General features: G+C 69.1%; 29 protein-coding genes and 1 tRNA gene. 20 read left to right on the plus strand and 10 right to left on the minus strand.

What is annotated here, in order from left to right:
• Positions 1-13: 13 nt before the first annotated feature.
• Both G537_RS0106390 and G537_RS0106395 read right to left on the minus strand, forming a co-directional pair.
• On the minus strand, positions 14-574 hold the full coding sequence (locus G537_RS0106390) for a TRAP transporter small permease (protein WP_051248008.1): 561 nt from the start codon (positions 572-574) through the stop codon (positions 14-16).
• Complete coding sequence (locus G537_RS0106395) at positions 571-1569, minus strand: TRAP transporter substrate-binding protein (protein WP_051248010.1); 999 nt, start codon at positions 1567-1569, stop codon at positions 571-573. The genes G537_RS0106390 and G537_RS0106395 overlap by 4 nt, the downstream gene beginning before the upstream one ends.
• Before the next feature lie 184 nt (positions 1570-1753).
• Between G537_RS0106395 and G537_RS0106400 the strand changes: the two genes are divergently transcribed.
• Positions 1754-2491: an aspartate/glutamate racemase family protein gene (locus G537_RS0106400; protein ID WP_026869396.1), complete on the plus strand. Its 738-nt coding sequence runs from the start codon at positions 1754-1756 to the stop codon at positions 2489-2491.
• 104 nt (positions 2492-2595) lie between these two features.
• On the opposite strand, the gene G537_RS0106405 is transcribed toward G537_RS0106400, so the two are convergent.
• From G537_RS0106405 to G537_RS0106420, 4 genes are all read right to left on the minus strand, one after another.
• On the minus strand, positions 2596-3273 hold the full coding sequence (locus G537_RS0106405; protein WP_211230300.1) for a response regulator transcription factor: 678 nt from the start codon (positions 3271-3273) through the stop codon (positions 2596-2598).
• Between the two features lie 118 nt (positions 3274-3391).
• Entirely contained in the window at positions 3392-4666 is a 1275-nt protein-coding gene (locus G537_RS0106410) for a sensor histidine kinase (protein ID WP_081688622.1), read from the minus strand.
• The gene (locus tag G537_RS41945) at positions 4663-5229 is read right to left on the minus strand and encodes a putative pterin-binding protein (protein WP_051248013.1); all 567 of its coding nucleotides are present in this window, start codon (positions 5227-5229) and stop codon (positions 4663-4665) included. The genes G537_RS0106410 and G537_RS41945 overlap by 4 nt, the downstream gene beginning before the upstream one ends.
• Complete coding sequence (locus G537_RS0106420) at positions 5222-5923, minus strand: FkbM family methyltransferase (RefSeq protein WP_026869399.1); 702 nt, start codon at positions 5921-5923, stop codon at positions 5222-5224. Before G537_RS0106420 ends, G537_RS41945 begins: the two co-directional genes overlap by 8 nt.
• A gap of 311 nt (positions 5924-6234) precedes the next feature.
• On the opposite strand from G537_RS0106420, the gene G537_RS0106425 reads away from it, so the two are divergent.
• The gene (locus G537_RS0106425; protein WP_026869400.1) at positions 6235-6552 is read left to right on the plus strand and encodes a hypothetical protein; all 318 of its coding nucleotides are present in this window, start codon (positions 6235-6237) and stop codon (positions 6550-6552) included.
• 413 nt (positions 6553-6965) lie between these two features.
• On the opposite strand, the gene G537_RS44240 is transcribed toward G537_RS0106425, so the two are convergent.
• On the minus strand, positions 6966-7202 hold the full coding sequence (locus tag G537_RS44240) for a hypothetical protein (RefSeq protein WP_162146085.1): 237 nt from the start codon (positions 7200-7202) through the stop codon (positions 6966-6968).
• 276 nt (positions 7203-7478) lie between these two features.
• Here G537_RS44240 and G537_RS0106440 point away from each other — a divergent pair, with 276 nt between their 5' ends.
• The 7 genes from G537_RS0106440 to G537_RS0106465 all read left to right on the plus strand — a co-directional run bounded on the left by G537_RS0106440 (position 7479) and on the right by G537_RS0106465 (position 13970).
• Positions 7479-8720 (plus strand): SDR family oxidoreductase, encoded by a 1242-nt coding sequence (locus G537_RS0106440; RefSeq protein ID WP_026869402.1) that lies wholly within the window; start codon positions 7479-7481, stop codon positions 8718-8720.
• Positions 8721-9191 carry a DUF2269 family protein gene (locus G537_RS0106445; protein WP_026869403.1) on the plus strand — a complete coding sequence of 157 codons (471 nt, stop codon included), beginning with the start codon at positions 8721-8723 and terminating at the stop codon, positions 9189-9191.
• Between the two features lie 137 nt (positions 9192-9328).
• Positions 9329-10555 (plus strand): Zn-dependent hydrolase, encoded by a 1227-nt coding sequence (locus G537_RS36745; RefSeq protein ID WP_034850733.1) that lies wholly within the window; start codon positions 9329-9331, stop codon positions 10553-10555.
• A 292-nt stretch (positions 10556-10847) separates the two neighbouring features.
• Positions 10848-11738: an alpha/beta fold hydrolase gene (locus G537_RS36750; RefSeq protein ID WP_211230301.1), complete on the plus strand. Its 891-nt coding sequence runs from the start codon at positions 10848-10850 to the stop codon at positions 11736-11738.
• On the plus strand, positions 11735-12853 hold the full coding sequence (locus tag G537_RS36755; protein ID WP_211230302.1) for a hypothetical protein: 1119 nt from the start codon (positions 11735-11737) through the stop codon (positions 12851-12853). Before G537_RS36750 ends, G537_RS36755 begins: the two co-directional genes overlap by 4 nt.
• Entirely contained in the window at positions 12853-13164 is a 312-nt protein-coding gene (locus tag G537_RS44650) for a hypothetical protein (RefSeq protein ID WP_211230303.1), read from the plus strand. Before G537_RS36755 ends, G537_RS44650 begins: the two co-directional genes overlap by 1 nt.
• Before the next feature lie 2 nt (positions 13165-13166).
• Positions 13167-13970, plus strand: a complete 804-nt coding sequence (locus G537_RS0106465) for an alpha/beta hydrolase (RefSeq protein WP_211230304.1) — start codon at positions 13167-13169, stop codon at positions 13968-13970.
• A 330-nt stretch (positions 13971-14300) separates the two neighbouring features.
• Here G537_RS0106465 and G537_RS0106470 read toward each other — a convergent pair.
• Positions 14301-14375: transfer RNA gene (locus G537_RS0106470), tRNA-Gly, on the minus strand.
• Positions 14376-14542: 167 nt separating this feature from the next.
• Between G537_RS0106470 and G537_RS36760 the strand changes: the two genes are divergently transcribed.
• Genes G537_RS36760 through G537_RS36765 form a run of 6 tightly spaced genes read left to right on the plus strand, consistent with a single transcriptional unit; the run spans position 14543 to position 18681 of the window.
• Positions 14543-15130: a prolyl-tRNA synthetase associated domain-containing protein gene (locus G537_RS36760; RefSeq protein ID WP_081688624.1), complete on the plus strand. Its 588-nt coding sequence runs from the start codon at positions 14543-14545 to the stop codon at positions 15128-15130.
• A 60-nt stretch (positions 15131-15190) separates the two neighbouring features.
• Positions 15191-16108, plus strand: coding sequence for a thioredoxin (trxA, locus tag G537_RS0106480; RefSeq protein ID WP_026869405.1), 918 nt, complete (start codon positions 15191-15193; stop codon positions 16106-16108).
• A gap of 13 nt (positions 16109-16121) precedes the next feature.
• Positions 16122-16781, plus strand: coding sequence for an LON peptidase substrate-binding domain-containing protein (locus G537_RS0106485; RefSeq protein ID WP_026869406.1), 660 nt, complete (start codon positions 16122-16124; stop codon positions 16779-16781).
• A 26-nt stretch (positions 16782-16807) separates the two neighbouring features.
• Positions 16808-17041 (plus strand): Trm112 family protein, encoded by a 234-nt coding sequence (locus G537_RS0106490; RefSeq protein WP_026869407.1) that lies wholly within the window; start codon positions 16808-16810, stop codon positions 17039-17041.
• 4 nt (positions 17042-17045) lie between these two features.
• Positions 17046-17432 carry a gamma-butyrobetaine hydroxylase family protein gene (locus tag G537_RS0106495; protein ID WP_051248019.1) on the plus strand — a complete coding sequence of 129 codons (387 nt, stop codon included), beginning with the start codon at positions 17046-17048 and terminating at the stop codon, positions 17430-17432.
• The gene (locus tag G537_RS36765) at positions 17425-18681 is read left to right on the plus strand and encodes an adenylate/guanylate cyclase domain-containing protein (protein WP_051248022.1); all 1257 of its coding nucleotides are present in this window, start codon (positions 17425-17427) and stop codon (positions 18679-18681) included. Before G537_RS0106495 ends, G537_RS36765 begins: the two co-directional genes overlap by 8 nt.
• A gap of 189 nt (positions 18682-18870) precedes the next feature.
• Here the strand turns inward: G537_RS36765 and G537_RS0106505 are convergent, their stop codons facing one another.
• Entirely contained in the window at positions 18871-19668 is a 798-nt protein-coding gene (locus G537_RS0106505) for a creatininase family protein (protein WP_026869409.1), read from the minus strand.
• An 11-nt stretch (positions 19669-19679) separates the two neighbouring features.
• Complete coding sequence (locus G537_RS0106510) at positions 19680-20072, minus strand: RidA family protein (protein ID WP_026869410.1); 393 nt, start codon at positions 20070-20072, stop codon at positions 19680-19682.
• A 224-nt stretch (positions 20073-20296) separates the two neighbouring features.
• On the opposite strand from G537_RS0106510, the gene G537_RS0106515 reads away from it, so the two are divergent.
• Genes G537_RS0106515 through G537_RS0106535 form a run of 5 tightly spaced genes read left to right on the plus strand, consistent with a single transcriptional unit; the run spans position 20297 to position 25736 of the window.
• Positions 20297-21319 carry an ABC transporter substrate-binding protein gene (locus G537_RS0106515; RefSeq protein ID WP_026869411.1) on the plus strand — a complete coding sequence of 341 codons (1023 nt, stop codon included), beginning with the start codon at positions 20297-20299 and terminating at the stop codon, positions 21317-21319.
• Positions 21320-21335: 16 nt separating this feature from the next.
• A complete protein-coding gene (locus G537_RS0106520) occupies positions 21336-22145 on the plus strand; it encodes an ABC transporter ATP-binding protein (protein WP_051248099.1) in 810 nt (269 codons plus the stop codon).
• Positions 22142-22999, plus strand: coding sequence for an ABC transporter permease (locus G537_RS0106525; RefSeq protein WP_026869413.1), 858 nt, complete (start codon positions 22142-22144; stop codon positions 22997-22999). Before G537_RS0106520 ends, G537_RS0106525 begins: the two co-directional genes overlap by 4 nt.
• A gap of 2 nt (positions 23000-23001) precedes the next feature.
• Positions 23002-24333: a cytosine deaminase gene (locus tag G537_RS0106530; RefSeq protein ID WP_026869414.1), complete on the plus strand. Its 1332-nt coding sequence runs from the start codon at positions 23002-23004 to the stop codon at positions 24331-24333.
• The gene (locus tag G537_RS0106535) at positions 24330-25736 is read left to right on the plus strand and encodes an FAD-binding oxidoreductase (protein WP_026869415.1); all 1407 of its coding nucleotides are present in this window, start codon (positions 24330-24332) and stop codon (positions 25734-25736) included. Before G537_RS0106530 ends, G537_RS0106535 begins: the two co-directional genes overlap by 4 nt.
• Positions 25737-25876 lie beyond the last annotated feature (140 nt).

Below are 25876 nucleotides of genomic sequence, written 5' to 3' on the forward strand. Positions count from 1 at the left end.
AAAGATCGGACGGTCAGATCTCGCGCTGGCTCTCTTCGCCCGCCTCGACGCCGGCGCTGCCGGTGAGGATCAGAGAGATCAGCCCGTCGAGCAGCGCGATCGCGAAGATCACGGCGCCGGCCGCCATCGCCAGTTGCGGGATCCACAGCGGCGTCGCGTCCTGGCCCTGGCTGACGTCGTGCAGCTTGTAGGACCAGCGCACCATCGCGACCGCGTACCAGGCGAAGTAGCAGCCGAGCGCCGCGCCGACGGCCCAGCACCAGAGCTCGCCCCAGCGGCGCCGGGATCCGAGCGCGTTGAGCAGCAGCCCGACCCGGATATGGGCGCCGCGCCGCAGCGCCAGAGCCAGCGCCAGGAAGGACGACGCCGCCAGCAGATAGGCGGCGTATTCGGTGCCGCCGGGGAACTGCAGCCCGAGCCAGCGCGCCGCCATCGCCGCGACGATGACCAGCAGTAGCGCCAGAAGGGACAGGGCGGCCAGGATCCCCGCCCCGAGATACAGCGCGTCGAGCAGGCGCCGGAGGATGCGACCCGCCGAAGCCGGTGCCGGCCGGGCCGTCGGCTGCGCCGTCACTTCGCGGCCTTGTAGGCGTCGACGATGGCCTGGCCGTCCGCCCCGGCCTTGGCCAGCCATTCCTGGGTCATGGTGTCGCCGATCTTCACGAGCTCGGCCCGCCAGCTGTCGGACGGTTTCTCCACCGTCATGCCGTTGGCGGCGAGCTGCCCGACGGTGAAGTCGGTGTACTGCACCGCCCGCCAGTACCCCGCATATTCGGCGAGGGAGGCGCAGCCCCGGATGCCGGCGCGGGTGGCATCGTCCAGCCCGTCCCAGCTGTCCTTGTTGGCGAAGACGTAGTTGCGGGGCAGCCAGGCATCGACCGTGTAGAAGTTGGTGAGCTGCTCCCACACCTTGCGGTCATAGCCGGTGGCACCGGAGGACAGGAAGGATTCGACCACGCCCGTCGCCAGCGCCTGCGGCAGCTCCGCCTCCTCGATCTGCACCGGGTTCAGGCCGGCCAGCTCGGCGAAGCGGGCGGTCGCGGCGTTGTAGGCGCGGAACTTCAGCCCCTTGATATCGGCATTCGAGGCCACCGGCTTCTTGAAGTAGAGCCCCTGCGGCGGCCAGGGCACGGCGTACAGCAGGACCAGGTTCTCGCCGTCGAGGATCTTCTCGACCACCGGCTTCGTCACCCGCCAGAGCCTGGTCGAATCCTCGAAGGAGGTGGCGAGGAAGGGGATCGAGTCGATGCCGAAGATCGGATTCTCGTTCTGATGGGCGGAGATCAGCCGCTCGCCGATCGGCGCCTGTCCGGTCTGCACCGCGCGCTTGATGTCGTTGCCCTTGAACAGCGAGCCGGAGGGATGGACGACGATGTCGATCTCGCCGGCCGTCGCCTCCTTCACGCAGGCGGCGAAGGCCTGCGCCGTCCCGGTGTGGAAGTTGCTCTCGGTATAGGCCGTGGGCATGTCCCAGGTCTCGGCCACGGCCGGGCCGGCCGCCAGCGCGACGGCGGCGGCGAAGGCGAGCCCGGCCGGCAGACTTCCGAATCCACGACGATGCGCCCCCATTCTCTTCCCCCTGCGCGGTTGTTTGATGTCCCCCGTCTCGCTCGATGGACGAGATCGCCGGGATCGGACTTGATAGTGAAAACTTAGCGGTGATTCAGGTTTCGAACGGAAGCAAATTCGTTCCCGCTCGAAACGATTGCGTCCTCGGCACGGTTAACGGGGCGCCTGCGATGGAGACAGCGGAATGACGGAACGGGGCGGCAAGGCGGTCTACGGCGCCTGCATCGGCATCCTGATGCTCGAGGCGCGGTTCCCGCGCGTTCCGGGCGACATGGGCAACGGCCTGACCTGGCCCTTCCCGGTGCAGTACCGGGTCGTCCCCCACGCCTCGCCCGACCGGGTGGTGCGCCGGCGGGCGGAAGGCTTGCTGCCCGCCTTCATCGCCGCGGCGCAAGACCTGGTGCACCACGGCGCCGACGCCATCACCACCAATTGTGGCTTCCTCTCGCTGTTTCAGGACGAGATCGCGGCCGCGGTCGGCGTGCCGGTCGCGACCTCGTCGCTGATGCAGGTGCCGCTGGTGCAGCGCACCCTGCCGCCCTCGCGCCGCGCCGGCATCCTGACCATCGCGCGCGAGGCGCTGACCGAGACCCATCTGCGGGCCGCCGGCGTCGACCCGGCGACCCCGGTGATGGGCACCGAGGGCGGGCGCGAATTCACCCGCGCCATCCTCGGCAACCAGCCCGAGCTCGATGTCGAGGCGGCGCGGGCGGACAATGTCGAGGCGGCGCGCGCCCTGGTCGGGGCCCACCCGGATCTCGGCGCCATCGTGCTCGAATGCACCAACATGATCCCCTACGCCGCCGATATCCGCCGCGCCACGGGGCTGCCGGTGTTCTCGATCCACAATCTCGTCTCCTGGCTCCACGCCGCGGTCCTGCCGCGCCGCTTCGACACCCGCCTCGACGACGTGCGGCCCTAGAGCTTCGGTCCCGACGCCTCGTCAAACGGAAGGAGACCCGCAAAGCCGCAAGCCGGAGGCGCCGCCGATTGCCGTCGCACCCCTCGGCCGGCGAACCGGTGCGGCTAGGTGCCCTTTGGGTAATATCCGATCTTGAACAGCTTCGCTCGTGCCTGCTTGTAGTACTTCTCGACGGATTGCGGATCGATGCCGAATCGATCCCCCATCGCAGCGTAGATCTCCTTGCGCGTAACCCCCTGAGGGCGCTGCCGCATGAAGTCGATGATCTCCTGCTCTCGGGGCGTGAGCCTGGAATAGTGGAACTCGGGCGCCTTGTGCTTGACGTGGGAGAGCACCGTCGCGAAGCCCGTCTCGGCAATCTCCCGCAGAACGCGGTCGAGGACGTCGCGGTCCAGCCCGACCTTTCCGACATAGCCGTTGGCCCCGAGCTGGCGGCACTGCTCGCTCTCATCCAGCCGGTCCGACCCGGTCACCACGATATGGATCGCCTGGGGCGTCGCCTCCACCACCTCCTTGACCACGGTGAGCCGGTGCGAGCGTGAGGTGGGGTCGAAGCCCGGAAGCCCGGGGTCTATGACCACCAGGTCGAACTCGTGGGCCCGCAGCAGCGGCTTGGCGCTCTCGATGGTCCCCGCGCCGTGGATGACGCAGTCCTTGAGGAGCGAGCTCAGCTCGCTGATCAAGCCGAGGCGCATCAGCTCGTGATCCTCGATGACCAGGACACGTGTCGTCTGCTCGCCCGAGGGCATAGAGGCCTTTTCGGAGCGCTCCGCTACAGCCATCACCGAGGACTCCGGTCTTAATCAGCCTGCCCCAGGAAGCTTAGCCCATTGGAGGGACGGCCGAGTCATTTTTTGGTCCCTCGCGGACCTGGCCGGCGAAGCGACAGGGGGCCGCCGGCTAAGCGGCCCCCTCGGTCCGACGCTTCAGCGGATAGGCGATGCGGACGGACGTCCCCACGCCCTGCTCCGACGAGATGCGCAGGGATCCGCCGAGCGACTTGAGCATGCCGTAGCATCCGGTGAGGCCCAGCCCCACATGCGTGCCGGCCCGGGTCGAAAAGAAGGGTTCCAGGACCTTCTGGCGCACCGCCGGCGACATCCCGATCCCGTTGTCGATCACCTCGACGATCAGCTGGCGTGCCCCGGTCGGGAACCTGCGGGACAGGCGCGCCCTGATCGTGACGCTCGGATCGGGGCGCTGCGCTTCCTCGATGGCCTGTTCGGCATTCCGGACCAGCTCGTCGAGGATCATGTGGAAGTGGGGTGAAGCGACGGCGGCTCTCAGGGCGTTATCGGGGACATCGAACCGGATTCGGTTCTGATGGTCGTGGGCGAGGGCGTCGAGAATGAGCCGAAGCGTGTCGAAGGCCTTCGGCTGATCCGAATAGGCGATCCTCAGGAGCCCCTCATTGATGCTGTCCAGCTCCTCCGTCGCCCGCTTTGCGGCGGCGATGAAGTCCTTTGACGGTGGCGCGGATGGGCTCAGGCTCTTGACGAACAGCCCGAGCGCCGCGACGCGGCTTCGGGTCATGTGCGCGAACAACGACGAGAACGACCGCAGATATTGGTCGTAACGGCGGATGTACAGGCGCTCGCGAAAGATGATGACCCCGACGACCGCCAGGGCCGTCGCCGAGATCATGAAGAAGAAGAGATTGCGCTGGGCCTCTTCTTCGATATAGGCCGTCTCGTTCAGAGTCCGGCTGTGGGAGACGGCGGTTCCGCTGATGTACCCCATGCTCGCCTGGATGTCGTAGACCAGCTGCAGGATGCCGGGATCCAATTCCTGATTGGCCAGCACGGGATAGATCCTGGATTCGATGGTCTCCTTGCTGACGGCGAGCCTCGTCAGGTCCTCAGGCTCCAGGAATCGCTCGACGTATTCGAGGTCCCGCAGCGCCGTGATGTTGAAGTCCAGAAGGTTGAACTCCGACAGGAGGCGGGGATCTCGCTGTCCGGTCTCCTGCGCCAGCCGCAGCAGGCCGATGAGGTTGGCGATCCGCTCGCGGATCTGCGAGGCCCTCCATTGGATCTCGAGCGTCTGGCTCAGGATGATATTGGTCTTCTCGCGGTAGCGCTCCGACTGAAGGAACGCCCAGGAGCTGAGAAGAACGGCAACTGTAAGCCCCACATATGGGGCGAGGTGGCCCCATCGCAGCACCAGGCGCCTCATCGCACCACCGGACGCAGGGCGACGGCGAACCACACCCAGATGCTGTTCCTCTGGGGTGTGTACGACGGCGGCAGGGAATTGTAAGGCCAGACGATGTAGAACGGCCCGGAGTCATCGAGATCGAGAGGCTTGAACTCCTGCCCGTCGGCGCATGCCTTTCGTGCCCGATCCTGGTCGTTGCACTCCCGCTCGATGGCCAGTATCGGCTTGTACTGATCGATCTCGGATTTCGTGATGTCGGTCTGAAACTGGTCGAAGGCGTAGACCTCGACCTCCGGCGCGTCGCCGAAGCCCGATCTCGCCAGGACGTCCTTGAGATAGGGGCCGCGGTACCGGACGACGTGCTTTTCGTCCGTCCAGGGCGTTCTGGTCCTGATCTCGTGGAGCGGAAACGCGCGGGCCAGATCCTCGCGTCGATAGCTGGCCACGGGATGACCCGGCGTCGACTCCACATAGAGGATACCGGGATCGGGATAGGTCGGCTGCTGCGAGACGGCATCCGGGACCGCGGAGACGGCCGCAGCGAGGCCGGCTATCAAGGCAACGGCCAGTCGATCAGCCATCGCTCATCTCCGGCTCGTATTCCCGCGGATCACGGTTCCGGGAGAAGAGCACGCAGGCGCCGCGCGAGCCCCGAGGATCATAGGCGAAGCCCTTCGACGCGAGCTGCGTCGTGATCTTCTGGATCCCGTCGAGGCCGTACAGGTGATCGTGAAGCTCCAGGAAAACCCGCTCCACTCCCGGGAGGGCGGCTCCCGCCGTCAGATCGAGCTCCGCCCCCTCGATGTCCATGACGAGGAGGTCGATGGGCTGCCGCGACAGGAACTCGTCCACATCCTCGGAGGTCACTTGCAGCACCTCGTCATAGGGCCCCTGCCCCTCGACCAGGGACGACATCCACAGATCGCGCCGGCGGTAGTAGGTCTGCTGGCGAGGCCCGCCGGCCGCGAGGATGCCCTGACGGAGCGAGACATTGGTGCGGCCGTTCGCGGCGACCACGCGACGGGCGAGCGCGGCCGAGGCGGGATCGGCCTCATAGGCCCACACCTGCACGTCCGCCACGCCGGCGAGGAGAGCGGTGATCACGCCGATCCCCGCCCCCAGCTCCAGGATGCGATCCCCGGGCCGGGCCGCCGCGACCGCCCATCGCGCTTCCTTGGCCTCGTAGCTGCCATCGCGCAACGCGGCCCAGATCACGTCCGAGACCTCGTCCTGACGAATTGGGACCGAGAGACCGTGAACGCTCAGCGCAGTCATGAACAGTGTTCCTCAGTTCCCAACAACAAGGCGGCGTCGACCGGATATCTACCACCGTATCGTGGACCAGACAGATGAAATCGGCAAAAGCAGGCGCTGCCCGCTTCACTATCAATCATCGGGCTTACACATTGTTGACACACCGGCCCGGCAATTCATCGAAAGTTGATTGAAAATTTTATCCGTAACCGGCTCTAGCTCGGGGCGCCCCTCAACGAGGCCAGCCAACAGGCGGCTCCGGGCTTACCGACCTATCATTTGTCATCCCACCGGATTATGATTCCGTCCCTAGGTTCGCGCAGGGGACACCGATGTCGAAGCCCATCTGGATCGGCGTGGTGGTGCTCTCGGCTGTCCTGGGAATCGCTGCCTTTGCGATCACCGGCAGCCCGCCGGTGTTGTGGCTCGTGGCGTGCCCGCCCCTTTGGTGGCTCTCGGGCGAGCTGTACCGGGCATGCGCGGACGGCCCGGGCACCGGCAATTCGGAAGATCGATCACGGCCGCTCAGGAGCGTCCCTCGCTGGCTGTGGTTTGCGCTGCTCGTCGTGCTGCCGATCACCCTCTGGTACCTCGTCCACACGGAAATCCGCCCCGGGGTCCGACTGCACTGGACCGCGGTCGCCTCATAGATCTCGCCTGCTCCCAGAGATTCTTAAAATTGAACGGAAAAGGGGACGATGCCGTCCCTATACGGCAGCCGTCATCGCAGCACATAAGTGAATCTGACGGCTCCGCTTCCAAGAAGCATGCTTCGGCAAGATTATGGGAACAACAACTTCTCGGACACAACCTTTATTCAAGGTCGACGACACTGTGAAGATTCGAGACCAATTCGCCAATGGAATCCTCGCTCCGTATCGTAATGCCGTCGGGATCGTGATCGATACGCACGAGGAACCCGGCATGATCTATCGGGTCACGGTCTCCTTTCCGAGAACGCGCCTCGAGTCGCTGGACGGGATGGACGAGCTTCTCTTCGAAGCGGCAAAGCCATAGGCGGCTTGTACCGGAGGCCTTTGAAATCGACCCTCCGGCCTTTTCGTCATGGCGCGAGCCCGGCCGCGACGGCGGAGGCGACCGGCGTGTCGGGACGGCCGTCGGCCGCGGCCGCGAGCGCGCCCGCGCCGCCGATGAGGAGGACGGGTTGGACGCCGCCGAGGTAGGGCTGGGCCCAAGGCCCTACCCCGTATGGAAAGTCGCCGAACCAGTGGCGCACCGCGACGGGCGGCACGCCCAGGGCGAAGAGAGGGTCCTGCGTCGTGTAGCCGAGCGAGACCACCCGCCGGGCCAGGCCCGGGAGCACCGCTCGGGCAAGCGGGCGCGGCCCGCCACGCCGGCTTCGATGCGGGTGGCGGGGCCATTCCCGCGGTGCAATATGGCCGCGACGACCGCATCACGCCCCGTTTTCTGCCCCACGTCTGGCGTAGGCCCTGGAACCATCGACGGGCCCGTTCGGTCTTCATTGCGGCAGACCAAGCTGGGGTCTCACCGGGTAGCCGGCCTGCAGATCAACAGTATTTCTGCCGCTGCGTCTCAAATTGGGACCCCAATAGCCATGCGCGTCGTCCTTGCCGGCAGCACGGGTTTCCTGGGCAAGGCAATCCACACGAGCCTCGATCGTCGTTGCGACGATGTCGTCCCTCTGCGACGAGACAGGGGATACGACCTCGAACGTCCGTCGTCCCTCGCCGCCGCCCTGCCCCACCTCTCCGGCGCCGACGGCCTCGTCATCGCCGCAGGCTTCTTGAGCGATGATCCCGAAAAGGCGGACAGGCTGGCCGACGGCATCATTGCCCTTCTGGACCATGCCGCGGCGGCAGTCGTGCCAAACCTGGTGCTGATCTCCAGCATCGGCGCGGATGCCCAGGCGCCGATCGCATCCTTGCGGGCCAAGGCCGCGCAGGAAACGGCACTGCTGAACCACCGGCGGCGCAATCCTGGTCTCAATTGGACGATCGTCCGGCCATCGCTGGTCTGCGGTCCGGGCGGGGCCAGCACCCGACTGCTCGCCAGCCTGGCGACGTTGCCGCTGCGCCCGCGGGTCCGATCCGGCCCCCTCCGTCCCGTCCACGTGGACGACCTCGCCGAAGCGGTGGTTGGACTTCTCCGCGCGCCGCGATCCGAGGATGCCATCGTTGACGCCTGCGGCCCCGACCGCGTTGATCTCGAAGGATATTTGCGCGGCTTCGAACAAGGAGCCGGACCTAGCCTGGCGATCTCCATTCCGGACAGGCTGGTCCGGCTCGTCTTCCGTCTGGCCGGCCGGCTCCGGGTCCCGATGGCGGGCGAAGGCATGTTGCAGACCCTTCGGATCGGCGCCGACGGCGATCCCCACGCGCTGTCGCGGAAATCCGGCGTGACGCCGCGCCCCCTGGCGGCTGTGACCAGGGACCTGATGCCGGCGTCACCGGTGCTGCGCTGGCTTCTCGTCCTCGGTCTGGCCCCGTTCTGGATCTGGTCGGGCGTTTGTTCGGTCTGGCTGTGGCCGATCGACCAGAGCGCCGCCATCGCCACGCAGGCCGGGGTGCCCGACGGTCTCGCCGTCGCTTCGGTCTATATCGGCGGCATCCTCGACATCATGGTCGGTGCCGCCATGCTGCCGAGGAGGACGCAATACGCCGCCGCCCTCGCCGCAGTCGTCGTGACGGCCGCCTATGTCGCGATCATGACCGTGGGGTCGCCTCTTCTTTGGCTGCATCCGCTCGGACCCGTCGCAAAGGGGCTGCCGCTCGCGATCGCCGCCTTCGGCCTGGCGATGCTGGCCAAGAGCGAATCCGCCCGCTCGAGGAGGACCTAGATGGACCTCTACATGGCCATCAAATACGTCCACGTGATCAGCTCCACGATCATCTTCGGAACGGGTCTCGGCACGGCATTCCAGATGTGGACCGCGCACCGCCGCGGCGACGTCCGCGCCATTGCCGTGGTCGCGAGGAACGTCGTTCGTGCCGACTGGTACTTCACCACGCCGGCGGTGATCGTGCAGCCGCTGTCCGGAGCCGCGATGATGCACCTGGCCGGGTTTCAGATCACCGACGGTTGGCTCGCGCTCTCGCTCGGGCTCTATGTGCTGACCGGCGCGTGCTGGCTGCCGGTCGTGTGGCTGCAGATCCGGGCGGCCCGGCTCGCGGAGCAGGCGGCCGCGACCGGGCAGCCGCTCCCGAAGACCTATCATCACATCCTCCGGCTCTGGTTCCTTCTCGGCTGGCCGGCATTCATCGCCGTTCTGGTGATCTTCTGGCTGATGCTGGCGAAGCCGATCCTCTGAAAGCCCTGAGCGCTTGAACGATGTCGCCTCAAACCCCATCCTGCCGTCCGACACCGGCAGGCAGAGCCGGTGACGGGGTCCGGGCCGACAACGCCAACGAAGGCGCCCGTTGAACATGCTGCATGGAGGCCCCGGGAATGCCCGAGATCGACGGTCCACGCCTCTTGCGCGACCTGCGCCAACTCGCCGAGTTCGGCCGCTACAAGAGCGGCGTGCATCGGCCGACCTATTCGCCGCAGGATGTCGCGGCGCGGCAGTGGCTCGTGGAACGGCTGCAGGAGGCTGGGCTCGCCGCCGAAATCGACGGCATCGGCAACATCATGTCGGCCAGCCCGGCCAAGGGTCCGAAGCTGCTGATCGGCTCCCACCTGGAGAGCCAGCCCCACGCCGGCTGGCTCGACGGCGCGATGGGCGTGATCTACGGCCTCGAGGTTGCCCGCGCCTTCCGCCAGGATCCGACCTGCCGCGATCTCGGCATCGAGGTCGCCGTCTTCGCCGACGAGGAGGGGCATTTCGGGTCCTTCCTCGGCAGCCGGTCCTTCATCGGCGAGCTGTCCGAAGGCGATATCGCGACAGCGGTCAACCGGACGACCGGCCAGCCGCTCCAGGACGCGCTGGCGGAGGCCGGGTATGCGGGCCGGCCGCGCTATGTCCTCGAGCCCGGCCGGCATGTCGGCTTCATCGAGGCGCATATCGAGCAGGGCGATACCCTCGAGAGCTCGGGCAAGCGGATCGGCGTGGTGACCAGCATCGTCGGCATCTGGACCTATGCCATCACCTTCGAAGGCCAGCAGAACCATGCCGGCACGACCCGCATGGGTGCGCGCAAGGATGCCGGCCTCGCGCTCACCGAGCTGTGCCACGCGATCGCGAAGCGCTTTCCCGACGTCGCAGGCCCGCTCTCGGTCTGGACGACCGGGCGCATCCGGCTGGAACCCGGGGCGGCCAGCGTCATTCCGGGTCGCGCCGAGATGATCTTCCAGTTCCGCGACGCCGATCCCGAGCGCCTGCGCAGCATGGAGCAAGCGCTCGAAGAGCTGGTGGCGCAGTCCGACGCCGCCGGTCCGTGTCGGGCGAGCCTGCGTCCCCTGTCGCGCTCGACCCCGAACGTCATGGCCGAGCCCGTCCAGGCGGCCTTGGACCAGGCGGCGGAGCGCCACGCGCCCGGCAGCGCCATGCGGATGCCGAGCGGCGCTGGCCACGATGCCCAGTATCTCGCCAGGCGCCTGCCCGCAGGCATGCTCTTCGTGCCCAGCATCGGCGGCATCAGCCATCACTGGACGGAGAACACGGCGGATCCGGATCTCGTCCTCGGCTGCCAGGTGCTCGCGACCGCAGCGGAGGCCTTGCTCCGCGCGGCCTGAGGCGGAGAACCGGCGTCAGGGCATCGTCTCGACCGCCCGAGAGCGGATATCCGTCGGAGGGGGTGTCGACCGGAGCCGTTCGGAAGCGGGCGCGGTGGAGCGCCGGCCGGCTTCGGCCCGTGGCAGGTGGAACGGCGCATCCGGCGGGACGGTTGTCACTCGGTCGACAGAACGCGGGAGAAGGCTTCGATGCCACCGATCGAAGGCCGACGACAGGGCCAGGGCGCCTGAGGCCGCGAAGATGCAGCGGGGTCGGGCTCTCGATGATCGTCGCCCTGCCGGAACCGGGCTGGTGACCGCATTGTCGGTCGGGGCCGCCGTGTTCGGCGCCGCCGCCCTCGCGGATTGGTGGCGGTCGCTGAAGCGGACGCCCGCGATCACCGGGGAAGCCCGGCGCGCGGGGATCGAAGGCAGGTTCACGGATGCCGGGCCCTTCCGGATGTTCTCGCGCGTGGCGAGGCCTTCGCCGGCGGCGGACGGTCGACCACCGGTCATCCTCGTCCACGGGCTCGTCGTCTCCAGCCGCTATATGGAGCCTCTCGCCCTGTCCCTCAGCCCCGCCTTGCCGGTGCTGGCGCCCGACCTTCCCGGCTTCGGCGAAAGCGACAAGCCTCCGCGGGCCCTCGACCTCGCCGGCCTGGCGGACGCCCTGCATGCCTGGCTCGGCGCCTGCGGCATCGCGCGGGCGAGCTTCATCGGCAATTCCTTCGGCTGCCAGGTCCTGGCCACGCTGGCGATCCGCCACCCCGAGGTCGTCGACCGCCTGGTGCTGCAGGGCCCGACCACCGATCCGGACGCCCGCAGCCTGCCGGTCCAGATCTGGCGCGATCTGGTCAACGGGCGGCGGGAACCCGGAGGGATCGGGCGCATCGCCCGGATCGACTATGCCAAGGCCGGGCTTCGGCGCGCCTTCGCCACCATACGCATCCTGATCCGGGACCGGATCGAGGACAGGCTGCCGCTGGTCGCCGCCCCCACCCTGGTCGTGCGGGGCTCGCGCGATCCCGTCGTTCCCCAGGCCTGGGCCGAACGCGCCGCGGCCCTGCTGCCGAACGGGCGGCTGGTGGTCGTCGCGGGCGCCACCCACACCATGAACTACGCCTTCCCCGACCGGATGGCGCGCGCAATCCTGCCGTTCCTGCTGGCCGACCGCACGGCCTTGCTCGACAGGCGCGCGGGATGAGCGGTTCGCCCTCGGGAATCGCCCGCTTCGATTCCGCCACGGCAATGGCGCAGGCGGTCGGCGCCTTCCTGCATGGGCGCGATGTGGCGAGCCTCAGCGGATCGCCGCTGCTGGACCGGACCATGCACGTCGTGAACCGCCTGCCCCGCCGCGCCCGCGAGCTGGCCTATTCGGTCGGCGGAATGACCGAGGCGGTCGCCCCCGGCCGCGTCGCCCGCCTGCCCTTCGACGCCATCTCCGAATGGATCACCGGGCTGTTCCCGCGACGGCCCTATCCCGCCGCCTTCATCGGTTCTTCGAACGGTGCTTTGGTGCATCTCGCGGCGGCCCTGGGCGCGCCATGGCTGCCCCAGACCTTCCTGTGCCCGGTGCGTTCCCCATGGAGCGATCCGGACGACGTGCAGGACGCCTTCACCCAGGGACGCGGCATCGTCGAGGCCTTCCTGAAGGCGCAGCCGGCCATGACGGTGCATCACATGCACGATCCGAACCAGGATCGCCTGATGCTGAAGACGATGCGCTATTTTCGGCTGAAGCATCGCGCGCTGCCCGCCGCCTACCGGGACTTCCTGATGCGGCATCTGCCGCCCGGGGCGACGCTCTATCTCGACGAATGCAGCCGCGCCTGGCCGGTGACCCGGACCAGCGAGCGCTCGGTGTTCCAGTTCGGGGCGGTGGGGGGCATGGAGGCGGAGGAGTATGTTCGCGGCGGCGACCGGGTGCGCGCCTATCTCGCGCGCTACCGGGTGCCACGCACCGGCTGGAACCCACCCGAGCCGAACGATCTCGCGCCGGAGGCGGAATGGGGCTTCGACCCGAACCTGCTCAGCGAGCTGTCTGCACTGGCGGAGGCGCAGGGCTGGCGCCTGGTGCGCCTGCGCTTCGAGGATCCGGAGGCGCTCAGCCTGCTGACGGTGGCCATCCATCGCGCCTGGTATCGCGATCTCGGCTATGAGCCGACGCGCCTGATCGTGGGCAGCTTCGTGCTGCTCGACCCCTATCGCGCGCTGCGGCTCAGGGCCCTGCCGCTGTGGCTGCTGTTCTGCGTCGAGCGGTCCGCCCGCGTGCTGCGGCAGTTGCTGGACGAGGTCCGCCCTTCGACGAGATCGACCTGATGCTGTTCTCGCACGGCACCGAGGGCGTCGGCGTGGTCGGCATCGACGACTGGCGCCGGCTTCTCGGCCGTGCCCGCAAGGGCCGCTTCCTCGGCGTGGACGAGGCGCGCTACCCGCGCGACTTCGCCACCTTCATCCGGTTCCACGAGGCGCTCGCCGAGCTCGGGATGCCGTTCGATCTGCCGCCGCCGCTTTCGCCGGAACGGTTCGAGGCGCTGGCGCGGCGGCGGGGCCCGGCGCTGGGCATCGAGGTCGTCGGACCGGCCGATCATGGCGCCTCTCCCGCAGCGGCATGTGGTCCGTCGCCATAGAGGTGGCGGCCGTTGCGGCCGCGATCTACGCCCTGGCCATCCTGCTGCTCTATGGGCTGCAGGGGCGGCTGGTCTTCCCGGTGGACCTGCAGCGGATCGAACCGGCCGAGGTCGGCCTCGGCGACATGGAGGTCGTCACCGTCCGCACCCGCGACGGGCTCGATCTCGTCGGCTGGCACCGGCCCCCGCGCGATCCCGGGAAACCGACGCTCCTGCTGTTCCACGGCAATGGCGAAAGCCTGTCGCACCGGGCGCATGTGGCTCGCGACCTGCTCGATGCCGGCTACGGCGTGTATCAGGTGGAATACCGGGGCTATGGCGGCAACCCGGGCCGTCCCTCGGAACGGGGCCTGTACGAGGACGGGCGTGCCGCGCTCGACTTCCTGCAGGGCCGGTCCGCCGCGATCGTCGCGCACGGCTATTCGCTCGGATCCGGCGTGGCCGTGCAGATGGCGGCCGAGGGCCGCGTCGCCGCGCTGATCCTCGAGGCGCCCTACACCAGCATCGCCGACGTCGCGGCACGGCGTTTCCCCTTCGTGCCGGTCCGCCTCCTCGTCCGCAACCGGTTCGAAAATCTGAGGAAGATCGGAAGCGTGGCGGCGCCGGTCGCGATCTATGCCGGCCGGGACGACCTCGTCATCCCCTGCGATCACGCGCAGCAGCTGTTCGATACCGCGCGCGATCCGAAGCGCATCCTCATTGTCGACGATGCCGGGCATGTCGATGCCTGGATCCGCGGCGGCAGCGCCTTCGCGCTGAACTTCCTGGCCGGGCTCGGTTCGCCCCACCCGCGGCACGGATCGTGAGCGAGCCTGCCATCCGATCTTCGGCGGGCCGGCCGACCCTCTTGCCTTCCTCCGTCACCCGGGCGATCACCTCACCCGGCCGATCCGAGCGGAGGCCGGAGATCAGTGCGGCCGCGATGATGGAACCCGCCTGCAGCACAGTTCTGACGGCTCGCCGTATCGCCGCCGTCCGAGTCGCTCTCAATCGCGGATTGGTCGAGCGCGGCATCGGCGACCCAACCACCTCAGGTCGCCATGAGAACGGTGTCGACCAGGTGCTGACCAGCGCCGAACGGCGCAAGGCGACCCTGGATCCGCCATCTCTAAGTCGCTGATTTTCCTGGGAGAAACTGGAGCGGGCGAAGGGATTCGAACCCTCGACCCCAACCTTGGCAAGGTTGTGCTCTACCCCTGAGCTACGCCCGCTCTGGCGTCGTCGGCGCCGCAGCGCCGTCGAGGTGGCGGGTTATATCCGATGCCGCGGGATTTGCAAGCACCTAAATGCGGAAATTTTTTCGCCCCGCGACGACGCGGCGAAACGCCGGGCGGAGCCGGGCTTGGAAGCCCGGCTGCAGGCTCGTATAACACCGGCCATGACCGCGCCCGACAGCACCATCGCCGAATCATCCGCGCCCGCCACCGCCGCCCGGCCCTGCGCCACGCCGGAGGACCTGTTCGCGCGGCTGCGATCGCTCGGCCTCACGGTCACGACGCATGAGCACGAGGCCGTGTTCACGGTCGAGGAATCGCGACACCTGCGCGGCCTGCTGCCCGGCTGGCACTCCAAGAACCTGTTCCTGCGCAACAAGAAGGGGCAGGAATGGCTGGTGGTGTGCGAGGAGGAGCGGCGCGTCGACCTGAAGGCGCTGGGCGACCTCCTGGACTCCGGCCGGCTGTCCTTCGGATCGCCCGACCGGCTGATGGAGGCGCTGGGCGTCACCCCCGGCTCGGTCACGCCCTTCGCCCTGATCAACGACACGGCGCGGCGCGTGACCGTGGTGCTGGACGCCGACATGATGCGGCACGGCACCCTCCACTTCCACCCTCTGGTCAACACCATGACCACGGCGATCGAGCCTGCCGGCCTGCTGGGCTTCATTGCCAGCTGCGGCCACGAACCCCATATCGTCGATCTCGACCCCGTCACCCTGCCGGCGGAGGATGCGCCTGCCGGCGGCTGACGCCGCCGCTTGCCGCCGCCGGCCTTCGGCACAGATCAATACCAGACCTGGGACAACGCCATGGACGCCCTTCTCAACGCCGCCGCCGGCGGCGCCGCACCGGTGATCAAGGACAGCAGCACCGCCGGCTTCCGCGCCGATGTGATCGAGGCCTCGATGGAGGTGCCGGTCATTGTCGACTTCTGGGCCACCTGGTGCGGCCCGTGCAAGACGCTGGGGCCGATCCTGGAGAAGCAGGTCCAGGCCGCGCAGGGCAAGGTCCGGCTGGTCAAGATCGACATCGATCAGAACCAGGCCCTGGCGGCGCAGCTGCGCATCCAGTCGGTGCCGACGGTCTACGCCTTCTACCAGGGCCGGCCGGTCGACGGCTTCATGGGCGCGGTGCCGGAGAGCCAGGTCAAGAGCTTCATCGACAAGCTGGTGCAGCTGGCGGGCCATGACGCCCACGACCATGTCGACCAGCTGCTGGCCGAGGCCAAGAACGTGCTCGACGCCGGCAATGTCGAGGAGGCGGCCGGCATCTACCAGCACGTCCTGGCGCATGCCCCGGACAGCGCGCCGGCCGCGGCCGGCCTGGCCCGCTGCCTGATCGCGCTGGGCGAGACCGGGCAGGCCAAGCAGTTCCTGGAGAGCCTGAGCCCCGACCTGGCCCGCCATGCCGACGTGCTGGCGGCGAAGAGCGCGCTGGAGCTGGCCGAGCAGAGCGCCGCCGCCATCGCCGGCCTGGCCGGGCTGCGCCAGCGGCTGGAGGCCAACCCGAACGACCACGAGGCCCGCTTCGAGCTGTCCACCGCCCTCTACGGCGCCGGCCAGCGCGAGGCGGCGGTGGACGAGCTGCTGGAGCTGTTCCGCCGCGACCGCGAATGGAACGAGCAGGCGGCGCGCAGGCAACTCGTCAAGCTGTTCGAGGCCATGGGCCCGACCGACCCCTTGACCCTCTCCGGCCGGCGTCGGTTGTCCTCGCTGCTGTTTTCATGACGCGGATCGAGACATGAAGAGGGGGCCGCGCGCGCCCAGCTTCGAGGATCTCGGCACCGACCTGCCGGTCTTTCCCCTGCCCGGGGTCCTGCTGCTGCCGCGCGGCCTTCTGCCCCTCAACATCTTCGAGCCGCGCTACCTCTCCATGGTCGAGGACGCGCTGGCCGGCAACCGCCTGATCGGCATGATCCAGCCGCGCCCCGGCAACTGGGGCGCCGCGCCGCCGCCGCTCTACGCCGTCGGCTGCGCCGGGCGGATCACCAGCTTCGACGAGACCGATGACGGCCGCTACCTGATCACCCTGACCGGGCTGTGCCGGTTCCGGGTGGAAAAGGAGCTGGAGGAGCGCCGCGGCTATCGCCGGGTGCGGCCGGGCTGGGCCGGCTTCGCCGCCGACATGGCCGGGCCCGCCCCGGCACCGATCGACCGCGCCGGGCTGGATCACGCGCTGGCCGACTATTTCCGCATCGCCGGCCTGTCCGCCGACTGGGAGGCGATCGGCCAGACCCCGGACGAGCGCCTGGTCACCTCGCTGGCCATGATCTGCCCGTTCGAGCCGCAGGAGAAGCAGGCGCTGCTCGAGGCGAAGGATCTCTGCGAGCGCACCGAAGTCATGCTATCGATCATCCGGATGGCGATCCATGGCGGCCATGCCGGCCGCGTGCGCCACTGACGGATCTGTTCCCGGAAACCCGTGCCATGAGCGACACCCCCGAGGCCACCGGCCCCTCCGCCCCCAGCAGCCCGACGGCCGTCGACCCGCGCCTGCTCGAGATGCTGGTCTGCCCGCTGACCAAGACGCCGCTGCGCTACGACGCCAAGGCGCAGGAGCTGATCTCCGACCGGGCGCGGCTGGCCTTTCCGATCCGCGACGGCATCCCGATCATGCTGGTCGACGAGGCCCGGCCGCTCGACCCCGACGCACGGCGCTGAGACCATGGCCAGCATGGGCAGCCCGCCTTTGACCGGCAGCGCCGCCCGGCCGGTCGAGATCCGGCTGAAGCGGGCCGAGCGCGTGCTGGAGCTGCGCTTCGACGACGGGCTGCACGTCACCCTGTCGGCCGAGCTGCTGCGGGTCGAGAGCCCGTCGGCCGAGGTGCAGGGCCACGGCCCGTCGCAGAAGACGATCGTCGCCGGCAAGCGCAACGTCGCGATCACGACGGTCGAGCCGGTCGGCCACTATGCGGTGCGGCTGGTGTTCGACGACGGCCACGACACCGGCATCTACTCCTGGACCTATCTGCACGAGCTCGCCACCCGCCAGGACGAGCTGTGGCGCGCCTATCTCGCCGCGCTGGAGGCGCGGGGGCTGTCGCGTGGGTGACCTGCCCGCCGCGACGGCCGCCGCCCTGGCCGGCCTGCGGCGGTGGCTGGGCAACCAGGCGCTGATGGCCGGGCCGGTCCAGGACGTCGCCGAAGGCTTCGCCGACCGGCTGCTCGACGCCGGCATCCCGCTGTGGCGGGCCTATCTCTCGGCCACCACGCTGCATCCGGAGATGGAGGCCTTCGGCCTGATCTGGACCCGCGACGGCGGCCGGGAGAGGGAGGAGTACGGCCACGGCTCCTGGGGCCGGATCTCCAGCCCCAGCCCGATCTACGAGGCGGTGCTGGCCGCCCGGGAGGCCGCCGCCGATCCCGCCGCCGCCCGGGCCGACGACATCGTGCCGCTGACCCGCTACCGGCTGGAGCGGGGCGAAGGCGTGGAGCGGTACCCGATCCTCGCCGAATTCCGCAACGCCGGCGCCACCGACTATCTTTGCTTCATCATCCCCTTCGGCTTCGACGGCACGCTGCACCCGCTGCGCACCGGCGCCTCGGTCACGCTGGCGACCGACCGGCCCGGCGGCTTCACCGAGGCCGAGGTGCGGGCGTTCGACGAGCTGATGCCGGTGTTCGGGGCCGCCATCCGCGCCGGCATCGACCTGGCCGCCTTCCGCACCGTGCTGGGCACCTATCTCGGCGGCGATGTCGGCCGCCGGGTCCTGCATGGCGAGATCCGCCGCGGCTCGGTCGAGACCATCGCGGCCGCGATCCTGGTCGGCGACCTGCGCGGCTTCACCGCCCTGGCCGACACCCTGCCGCAGGACCGGCTGGTCGCCATGCTGGACGATTATCTCGACGCGCTGGCGACCCCGGTCGAGGAGCGCGGAGGGCAGGTGCTGAAATTCATGGGCGACGGCCTGCTGGCCACCTTCGCCTTCGCCGAAGGCGATCCGGCCGAGACCTGCGGCCGGGCCCTGGCGGCCGCCACCGAGGCGCTGGCCCGGATCGCCGCGATCAACGAGCGCCGCGCCGCCGAGGGCGCGGCGGTGATGACGCTGGACGTGGCGCTGCATGTCGGCGACGTGCTGTACGGCAATGTCGGCTCGGGCCGGCGGCTGGACTTCACCATCATCGGCCCGGCGGTGAACGAGGCCGCCCGGCTCGAGCATCTGTGCGGCGCGCTGGACGTGCCGATGGTGGTCAGCCGCCGCTTCGTCGAGGCGCTGGCCGCGCCCGAACGCTTCCGCTGCCTCGGCCCCCAGACCCTGCGCGGCGTGCGGGTGCCGGTCGAGGTGTTCACGCCGGCCTGATGGGCCGGGGTCGCCCCCTCACCCGAAATCGCTGCGCGATTTCGACCTCTCCCCAGGGGAGAGGTGATAAGACGCGCCGCTCCAGATCCCTCTCCTCGGGGAGAGGGAGGGGCCCATTCGCGTCAGCGAATGGGAGGGTGAGGGGGTAGCTCGGACAGCTTCTTTGGAACGACAGTGCTCGACGTTGGATCACTCCGACCACAGCCGCGACAGGTCGAAGCCGTCCACGTCTCGGCACAGGGCGACGAAGGCGGCGGCCTGGTGGTCGACCACCCGCCGCCCCTTCTCCGCCGTGGCATTGGCGGCGTTGCCGACCGCGCCGCCGGGGTTGAGGTCCTGCGCCATCCAGCCGAACTGTGACACGCCATGCGCCCGCAGATGCGCGAAGTCGCGGATGAACTCCAGCTGGGTCGACCGGAAGTCCCCGGCCAGCTCCATCCGCACCAGGTCGGGGCGCAGATGCAGCATCACCGAGGTCTCCATGTCGCCGCCATGGATGCCGTAGGTCGACTCCTCGGGCGGGAACAGCCCGTCCGGGTTGCCGAAGCGCGACCAGGCCGAATGCACCGCCAGCATGCCGTGCCGGACCCGCAGCTCGCGCGCCACCACGTCGAGGATCGGGACGTTGCCGCCGTGGGAGTTGATCAGGATCAGCTTCCGCACGCCGGCCCGCCGAACGCTCTCGCCGATCTCGATCAGGTATCGCGTCAGCGTCTCCCAGGACAGGGTCAGGGTGCCGGGCGAGGCGATGTGTTCGTTCGACTTGCCGACCGCCTGGATCGGCAGGAAGGTCACCGGCAGGTCCTGCGGCAGCAGTTCCAGCACCCGCCGCACCATGCCCTCGGCGATGCAGGTGTCGGTGTAGACCGGCAGGTGCGGCCCGTGCTGCTCGATGGCGCAGACCGGCTGCACCGCGATCCAGCCCTCCGCCCCGCCGTCCCTGAAGTCCAGCGTCGTCATCTCGTGCCAGTGGCGCTTCGGCAGCATGGGCGGTCCTTTCAGGCGGCGGGGCCGGCGGCGATCACTTCCACCTCGACCAGGAACTCCGGCCGCGAGAAGCCGGAGACGATCATCAGGGTGGAGGCCGGGGGCGGGTCGGCGACATAGCGGTCGCGCACCGCCATGTAGCCCTTCAGATGTTCCCGCCCGGTGACGAAGGCATTGATGCGGATGACGTGGGACAGGTCCAGCCCCGCCGCGGCCAGGATGACCTTGATGTTCTCGAAGCACAGCTCGGCCTGGCCCTCGACCGTCGGCGGAACCGCCTCGTCCGGGCCGATGCCGAGCTGGCCGGAGCAGACCACGAGGCGACTGCCCGATGGCACCTCGACGGCGTGGCTGTAGCGGGCGAAGGGCGGCCGGAGTCCGGCCGGGGTGATGGCGCGCGACAAGGGGTCCGTCTCCCGCGAAAGGCAAGGAACCGTAGGGCGTTGCCCAGCCGGTGACAAGGTTGCCGGGTGCCGGAAATCTGGACTAGGCTGCCCATTGATTGGGCACCCGATGGGCGGCGCAGGCCGCGGCCTCGGCGGTTCGTGAGGCCGGGGCCGGATGGCATGGCCGTTGCATCCTGTCGTCTTCGGCGCTGCGGCAGAAAAACGACAATGGGATCGGCTTCATGCAACTCTTCGGACGGATCCTCGCTCTCGCCTTCGGCCTGACGGCGGGGCTGGCGGCCGGCGCGGCCTTGGCCGCCGACAAGGTCAGCTTCGGCACCAACTGGCTGGCCCAGGCCGAGCACGGCGGCTTCTACCAAGCGGTGGCGGACGGCACCTATGCCAAGTTCGGCCTGGAGGTCAGCATCGTCATGGGCGGGCCGCAGGCGGCGAACCGGGCGCGCCTCGTCGCCGGCCAGATCGACTTCTTCATGGGCGGCATGCTGGACGCCTTCGATTCGGTCAAGGAAGGGGTGCCGGTGATCAATGTCGGCGCCATCTTCCAGAAGGACCCGCAGATCCTGATGGCCCATCCCGACCAGGGGATCGAGACCATCGGCGACCTGGCGAAGCTGGACACGCTGTTCCTGTCCGGCGAGGGCTACGACACCTATTTCCGCTGGCTGAAGTCGGCCTATCCCGGCTTCCGGGACGAGCAGTACAAGCCCTACACCTTCAACCCCGCCCCCTTCATCGCCGACCCGAAATCGGGCCAGCAGGGCTATCTGACCTCCGAACCGCGGGACGTCGAGAAGCAGGCCGGCTGGAAACCGAAAGTGTTCCTGCTCGCCGACAACGGCTACGAGGCCTATTCCACCACCATCGCGGCGCAGCAGTCGCTGGTCGACCAGAACCCCGACCTGGTGCAGCGCTTCGTCGATGCCTCGATCATCGGCTGGTACAATTATCTGTACGGCGACAACAGCGCGGCCAACGCCCTGATCAAGAAGGACAATCCGGAGATGACGGACGAGCAGCTGGCCTATGGGCTGGAGCAGCTCAAGGCCCAGCACATCGTCATCGCCGGCGAGGCCGAGACCCAGGGCATCGGCTGCCAGAGTGCAGAGCGCTACCAGCGCTTCTACGACACCATGGTCAAGGCCGGGGTGCTGGACGCCGGGCTGGACGTGAACAAGGCCTTCACCAACCGCTTCGTGTGCAAGGGTATCGGCCTCGACCTCTACAAGAAACTGGCCGGCGGCTGAGGTGGACACGGCCGGCTTGACCGCGCCCGGGGACAGCGCCGCCGCCGGCGGCCGGGTCCTGGTGTCGCTGGACGGGGTGTCGAAGCGCTTCGCCAACGGCACCCTCGCCCTGTCCGCCATGACTCTCGACATCCGGGAGGGCGAGTTCGTCAGCCTGCTCGGGCCGTCCGGCTGCGGCAAGTCGACGGCGCTGCGGCTGATCGCCGGGCTCGGCGCCCCCTCCGCCGGCGCCATCCGCTGGCCGAACGGCGGCGCCCGCAGCGCGCCGGAGGGCGAGGTCGGCTTCGTGTTCCAGGAGCCGACGCTGATGCCCTGGGCCACGGTGTTCAAGAATGTGTGGCTGCCGCTGCGGCTGAAGGGCCTGTCGCGGGCGGCGGCGCGCGATCGGGTGATGGAGGCGCTGGCGATGGTCGGCCTCGACCGCTTCGCCGACGCCTATCCGCGCGAGCTGTCGGGCGGCATGAAGATGCGGGTGTCGATCGCCCGCGCTTTGGTCACCCGGCCGAAGCTGCTGCTGATGGACGAGCCCTTCGCGGCGCTGGACGAGATCACCCGGATCAAGCTGAACGACGACCTGCTGCGGCTGTGGCAGGGGCAGAACTGGACCATCGTCTTCGTCACCCATTCGGTGTTCGAATCCGTCTACCTGTCGACCCGGATCGTGGTGATGGCGGCGCGGCCGGGCCGGGTGATCGAGGAGGTGGCGGTCGACGCCCCCTACCCGCGCGGCAACGAGTACAGGATGTCCACGCCCTACAATGAGCGCTGCCGCACCGTGTCGGACGCGCTGATGCGGGCGATCATGGTGGCGGCGGAGCAGCGATGACGCAGATCGAGATCCAGGCCGAGGACGAGGCCGCCATCGCCGAGGCCCGGCGGGCCGACCCAGGTCGTCTCCGGGCGGTGGTGGCACGGATCGCGGTGCCGGTGATCGCCTTCGCCGCCTTCGTGGCGCTGTGGCAGTGGTACGTCACGGCCTATCAGGTGCCGCGCTACATCCTGCCGGCGCCGACCGAGGTGGCGGCGACGATGGTCGGCGACTGGCCGATCCTGTCCTCCGCCCTTGCGGTGACGCTGGGCATCACCTTCGCCGCCCTGGCCGCGGCGCTGGTCGGCGGCGTGGCCCTGGCCATCCTGTTCATCCAGTCGCGCTGGCTGGAGCTGGCCTTCTACCCCTATGCCGTGGTGCTGCAGGTGACGCCGATCGTGGCGATCGCGCCGCTGATCATCATCTACGCGCCCTCGACCGAATCGGTGCTGCTGATCTGCGCCTTCATCGTCGCCTTCTTCCCGATCCTGTCGAACACGACCCAGGGGCTGAAGAGCACCGACCACAACCTGTTGAACCTGTTCGAGCTGTACGGCGCCTCGCGCTGGCAGTCGCTGCTGCATCTGCGCATTCCGGCCGCCCTGCCATATTTCGCCACTGGCCTCAGGATCGGCGGCGGGCTGGCGCTGATCGGCTCGGTGGTGGCGGAGTTCGCGGCCGGGTCGGCCGGGGCCCAGTCGGGCCTCGCCTTCCGTATCCTCGAGGCCGGGCGGCGGCTGAACGTCCCGCGGCTGTTCGCGGCCCTGATCCTGATCACCCTGACCGGCCTGGCGATCTTCGCCTTGACCAGCCTGGTGTCGCACCTGCTGCTGCGGCGCTGGCACGAGAGCGCGGTCCGGCGGGAGAACTGAGCATGCAGGGCTTCGCCACGCTGCCGGACGCCCGGCGCTACCGGCTGACCAACGCCACCGTGCCGGCCTGCCTGGTCGAGGGCGTGGATCTGAGGCCGGACGCCGAGGGGCTGGCCCGCGCCGACCTAACGATCGACGGTGGCACCCTGGCCGCGATCCAGCCAGCCGGCAGCCCCGACCCGGACGGCCTGCCGGCGCTGGACCTCGACCGCGGCATGGTGTGGCCAACCTTCGTCGAGGCGCACACCCATCTCGACAAGGGCCATATCTGGCCTCGCGGGCCGAACCCGGACGGCAGCTTCGAAGGCGCGCTCGCCGCCGTGCGGACAGACCGGGCGGCGCATTGGTCGGCGGCGGATGTGCGGGCGCGGATGGCGTTCAGCCTGCGCTGCGCCTTCGCCCACGGCACGCGGCTGATCCGCACCCATATCGACAGCGACCCGCCGCAGCACCGCGCCTCCTGGCCGGTCTTCGCCGCGCTGCGGGACGAATGGGCCGGGCGGATCGAGCTGCAGGGCTCCGCCCTGGTCGGAATCGACCGGGTGCTGGACGACCCGTATTTCGCCGATCTCAGCCGCACGGTGCGCGCCCATGGCGGCATCCTGGGCGCCGTCACCTACATGGTCCCGGGCGTCGAGGCCGGGATCGACCGGCTGTTCCGCCATGCCATCGAGCACGGGCTCGACCTCGACTTCCATGCCGATGAGACCGGCGACCCGGCAGCGCAGTCGCTGGTTCTGATCGCCGAGGCCGCGATCCGCCACCGCTTCCGCGGCCGGGTGCTGGTCGGCCATTGCTGCTCCATGGCCCGGCAGCCGGAGGACGTCATCGACCGCACGCTGGACCGGGTGGCCGAGGCCGGCCTGGCCGTGGTCTCCCTGCCGATGTGCAACATGTATCTGCAGGACCGCCACGCCGGGGCCACGCCGCGCTGGCGCGGGGTGACGCTGCTGCACGAGATGAAGGCGCGCGGCATCCCGGTGATGGTCGCCTCCGACAACACCCGCGACCCCTTCTACGCCTATGGCGACCTCGATGCGCTCGAGGTCTATGCCCAGGCGACGCGCATCCTGCATCTCGACCACCCGGTCGGCGACTGGCCGCGGGCGGTGACCGCGACCCCGGCCGTGGTGCTGGGCCGGCCCGAGCTCGGCCGCTTGGCCCCCGGCGGCGGCGCCGACCTGGTGCTGCTGCGCGCCCGCAGCTGGACCGAGCTGCTGTCCCGCCCCCAGGCCGACCGGATCGTCATCCGTGCCGGCCGCGCCATCGACACCACCCTGCCGGATTACCGCGAGCTGGACGCGCTGCTGGCCTCCGAAGGAGAGCACGGATGACCGATCTCACGGCGCTGAAGCGCGACCTGGAGGGGCTACCGGTCACCGAGGACCCGGTGCTGGTGAAGCAGAAGAGCCAGGACTTCTTCTGGTACTCGCCGGTGCTGAAGCGCCAGCTGGAGCATGTCACCGGCGACCTCGTCGTCTCGCCGACGTCGGAGACCGAGGTGGTGCAGGCGCTGAAGGCGGCCTATGCCCATGGCGTGCCGGTGACGCCGCGCGGCGCCGGCACCGGCAATTACGGCCAGGCGATGCCGCTGTCCGGCGGCATGGTGCTGAACCTGGCCCGGATGAACCGGGTCACGGCGATCCGCCCCGGCGCGGTGACAGCCGAGGCCGGCGCGGTGTTGGCCCAGATGGATGTGCAGACCCGGGCCAGAGTCGGGCAGGAGATGCGGCTGTTCCCGTCGACCTACCGGATGGCGACGATCGGCGGCTTCCTGGCCGGGGGCTCCGGCGGCGTCGGGTCGATCCGCTGGGGCGGCCTGCGCAACCTGGGCAACGTCATGCGGGTGCGCCTCGTCACCATGGAGGCGGAGCCGCGCATCCTCGACCTGTCCGGCGAGGACCTCTTGAAGGCGCTACACGCCTACGGCACCAACGGCATCATCACCGAGGTCGAGATCCCGCTGACAGCGGCGCCGGATTGGGTCGACGTCATCGTCGGCTTCGACGACTGGATGGACGCGGTGCGCTTCAGCGAGGAGATCGGCCGCGCCGACGGGCTGCTGCTGAAGGAGATCGCGCCGGTCGCCGCCCCGGTGCCCTACGACTATTTCCTCAAGCACCGGAAGTTCCTGCGCCGCGACCAGTCGGTGGCGCTGCTGATGGTGGCCGACTTCGCCATGGGCGGCTTCGAGGCCTTCATGAAACGGTCGAAGGGCGAGGTGCTGTTCCGCGCCGACACGGCGACGGAGGAGGAGAAGAAGGGCCTGCCGCCGCTCTACGAGCTGACCTGGAACCACACCACGCTCAGGGCGATCAAGATCGACCCGACCATCACCTATCTGCAGGTGCTGTACCCCTTCCCCGACCATCTGCGGCTGGTCGAGGAGATGACGCGGATCTTCGGCGACGAGGTGCCCGGGCACCTCGAGATCATCCGCTTCGACGGCAACGTCACCTGTTCCGGCCTGCCGATCGTGCGCTTCACCAGCGAGGAGCGCCTCGACGAAATCATCCGCATCCACGAGGACCATGGCTGCCTGATCTTCAACCCGCACCGCTACACGCTGGAGGAAGGCGGGATGAAGCGCACCGACGCGGTGCAGCTGGCCTTCAAGCGCGAGACCGACCCGCGTGGCCTCCTGAACCCCGGCAAGATGATCGGCTGGGACGATCCCGGCTACGACCTGAACTCCGGCCGCATCTACCTGTTCCCGGGGCTGCAGGCGGCGGGGTGAGGATGGGTGCCTCGCGTCTGCCAGTGCCATCCCCCTCACCCTCCCATTCGCTGCCGCGAATGGGCCCCTCCCTCTCCCCGAGGAGAGGGGAAGGATGGCTGCGTCCGTTCACCTCTCCCCCGGGGAGAGGTCGAAATCGC

The sequence above is a fragment of the Inquilinus limosus DSM 16000 genome (assembly GCF_000423185.1).
GTDB classification, from domain to species: Bacteria; Pseudomonadota; Alphaproteobacteria; order DSM-16000; family Inquilinaceae; genus Inquilinus; species Inquilinus limosus.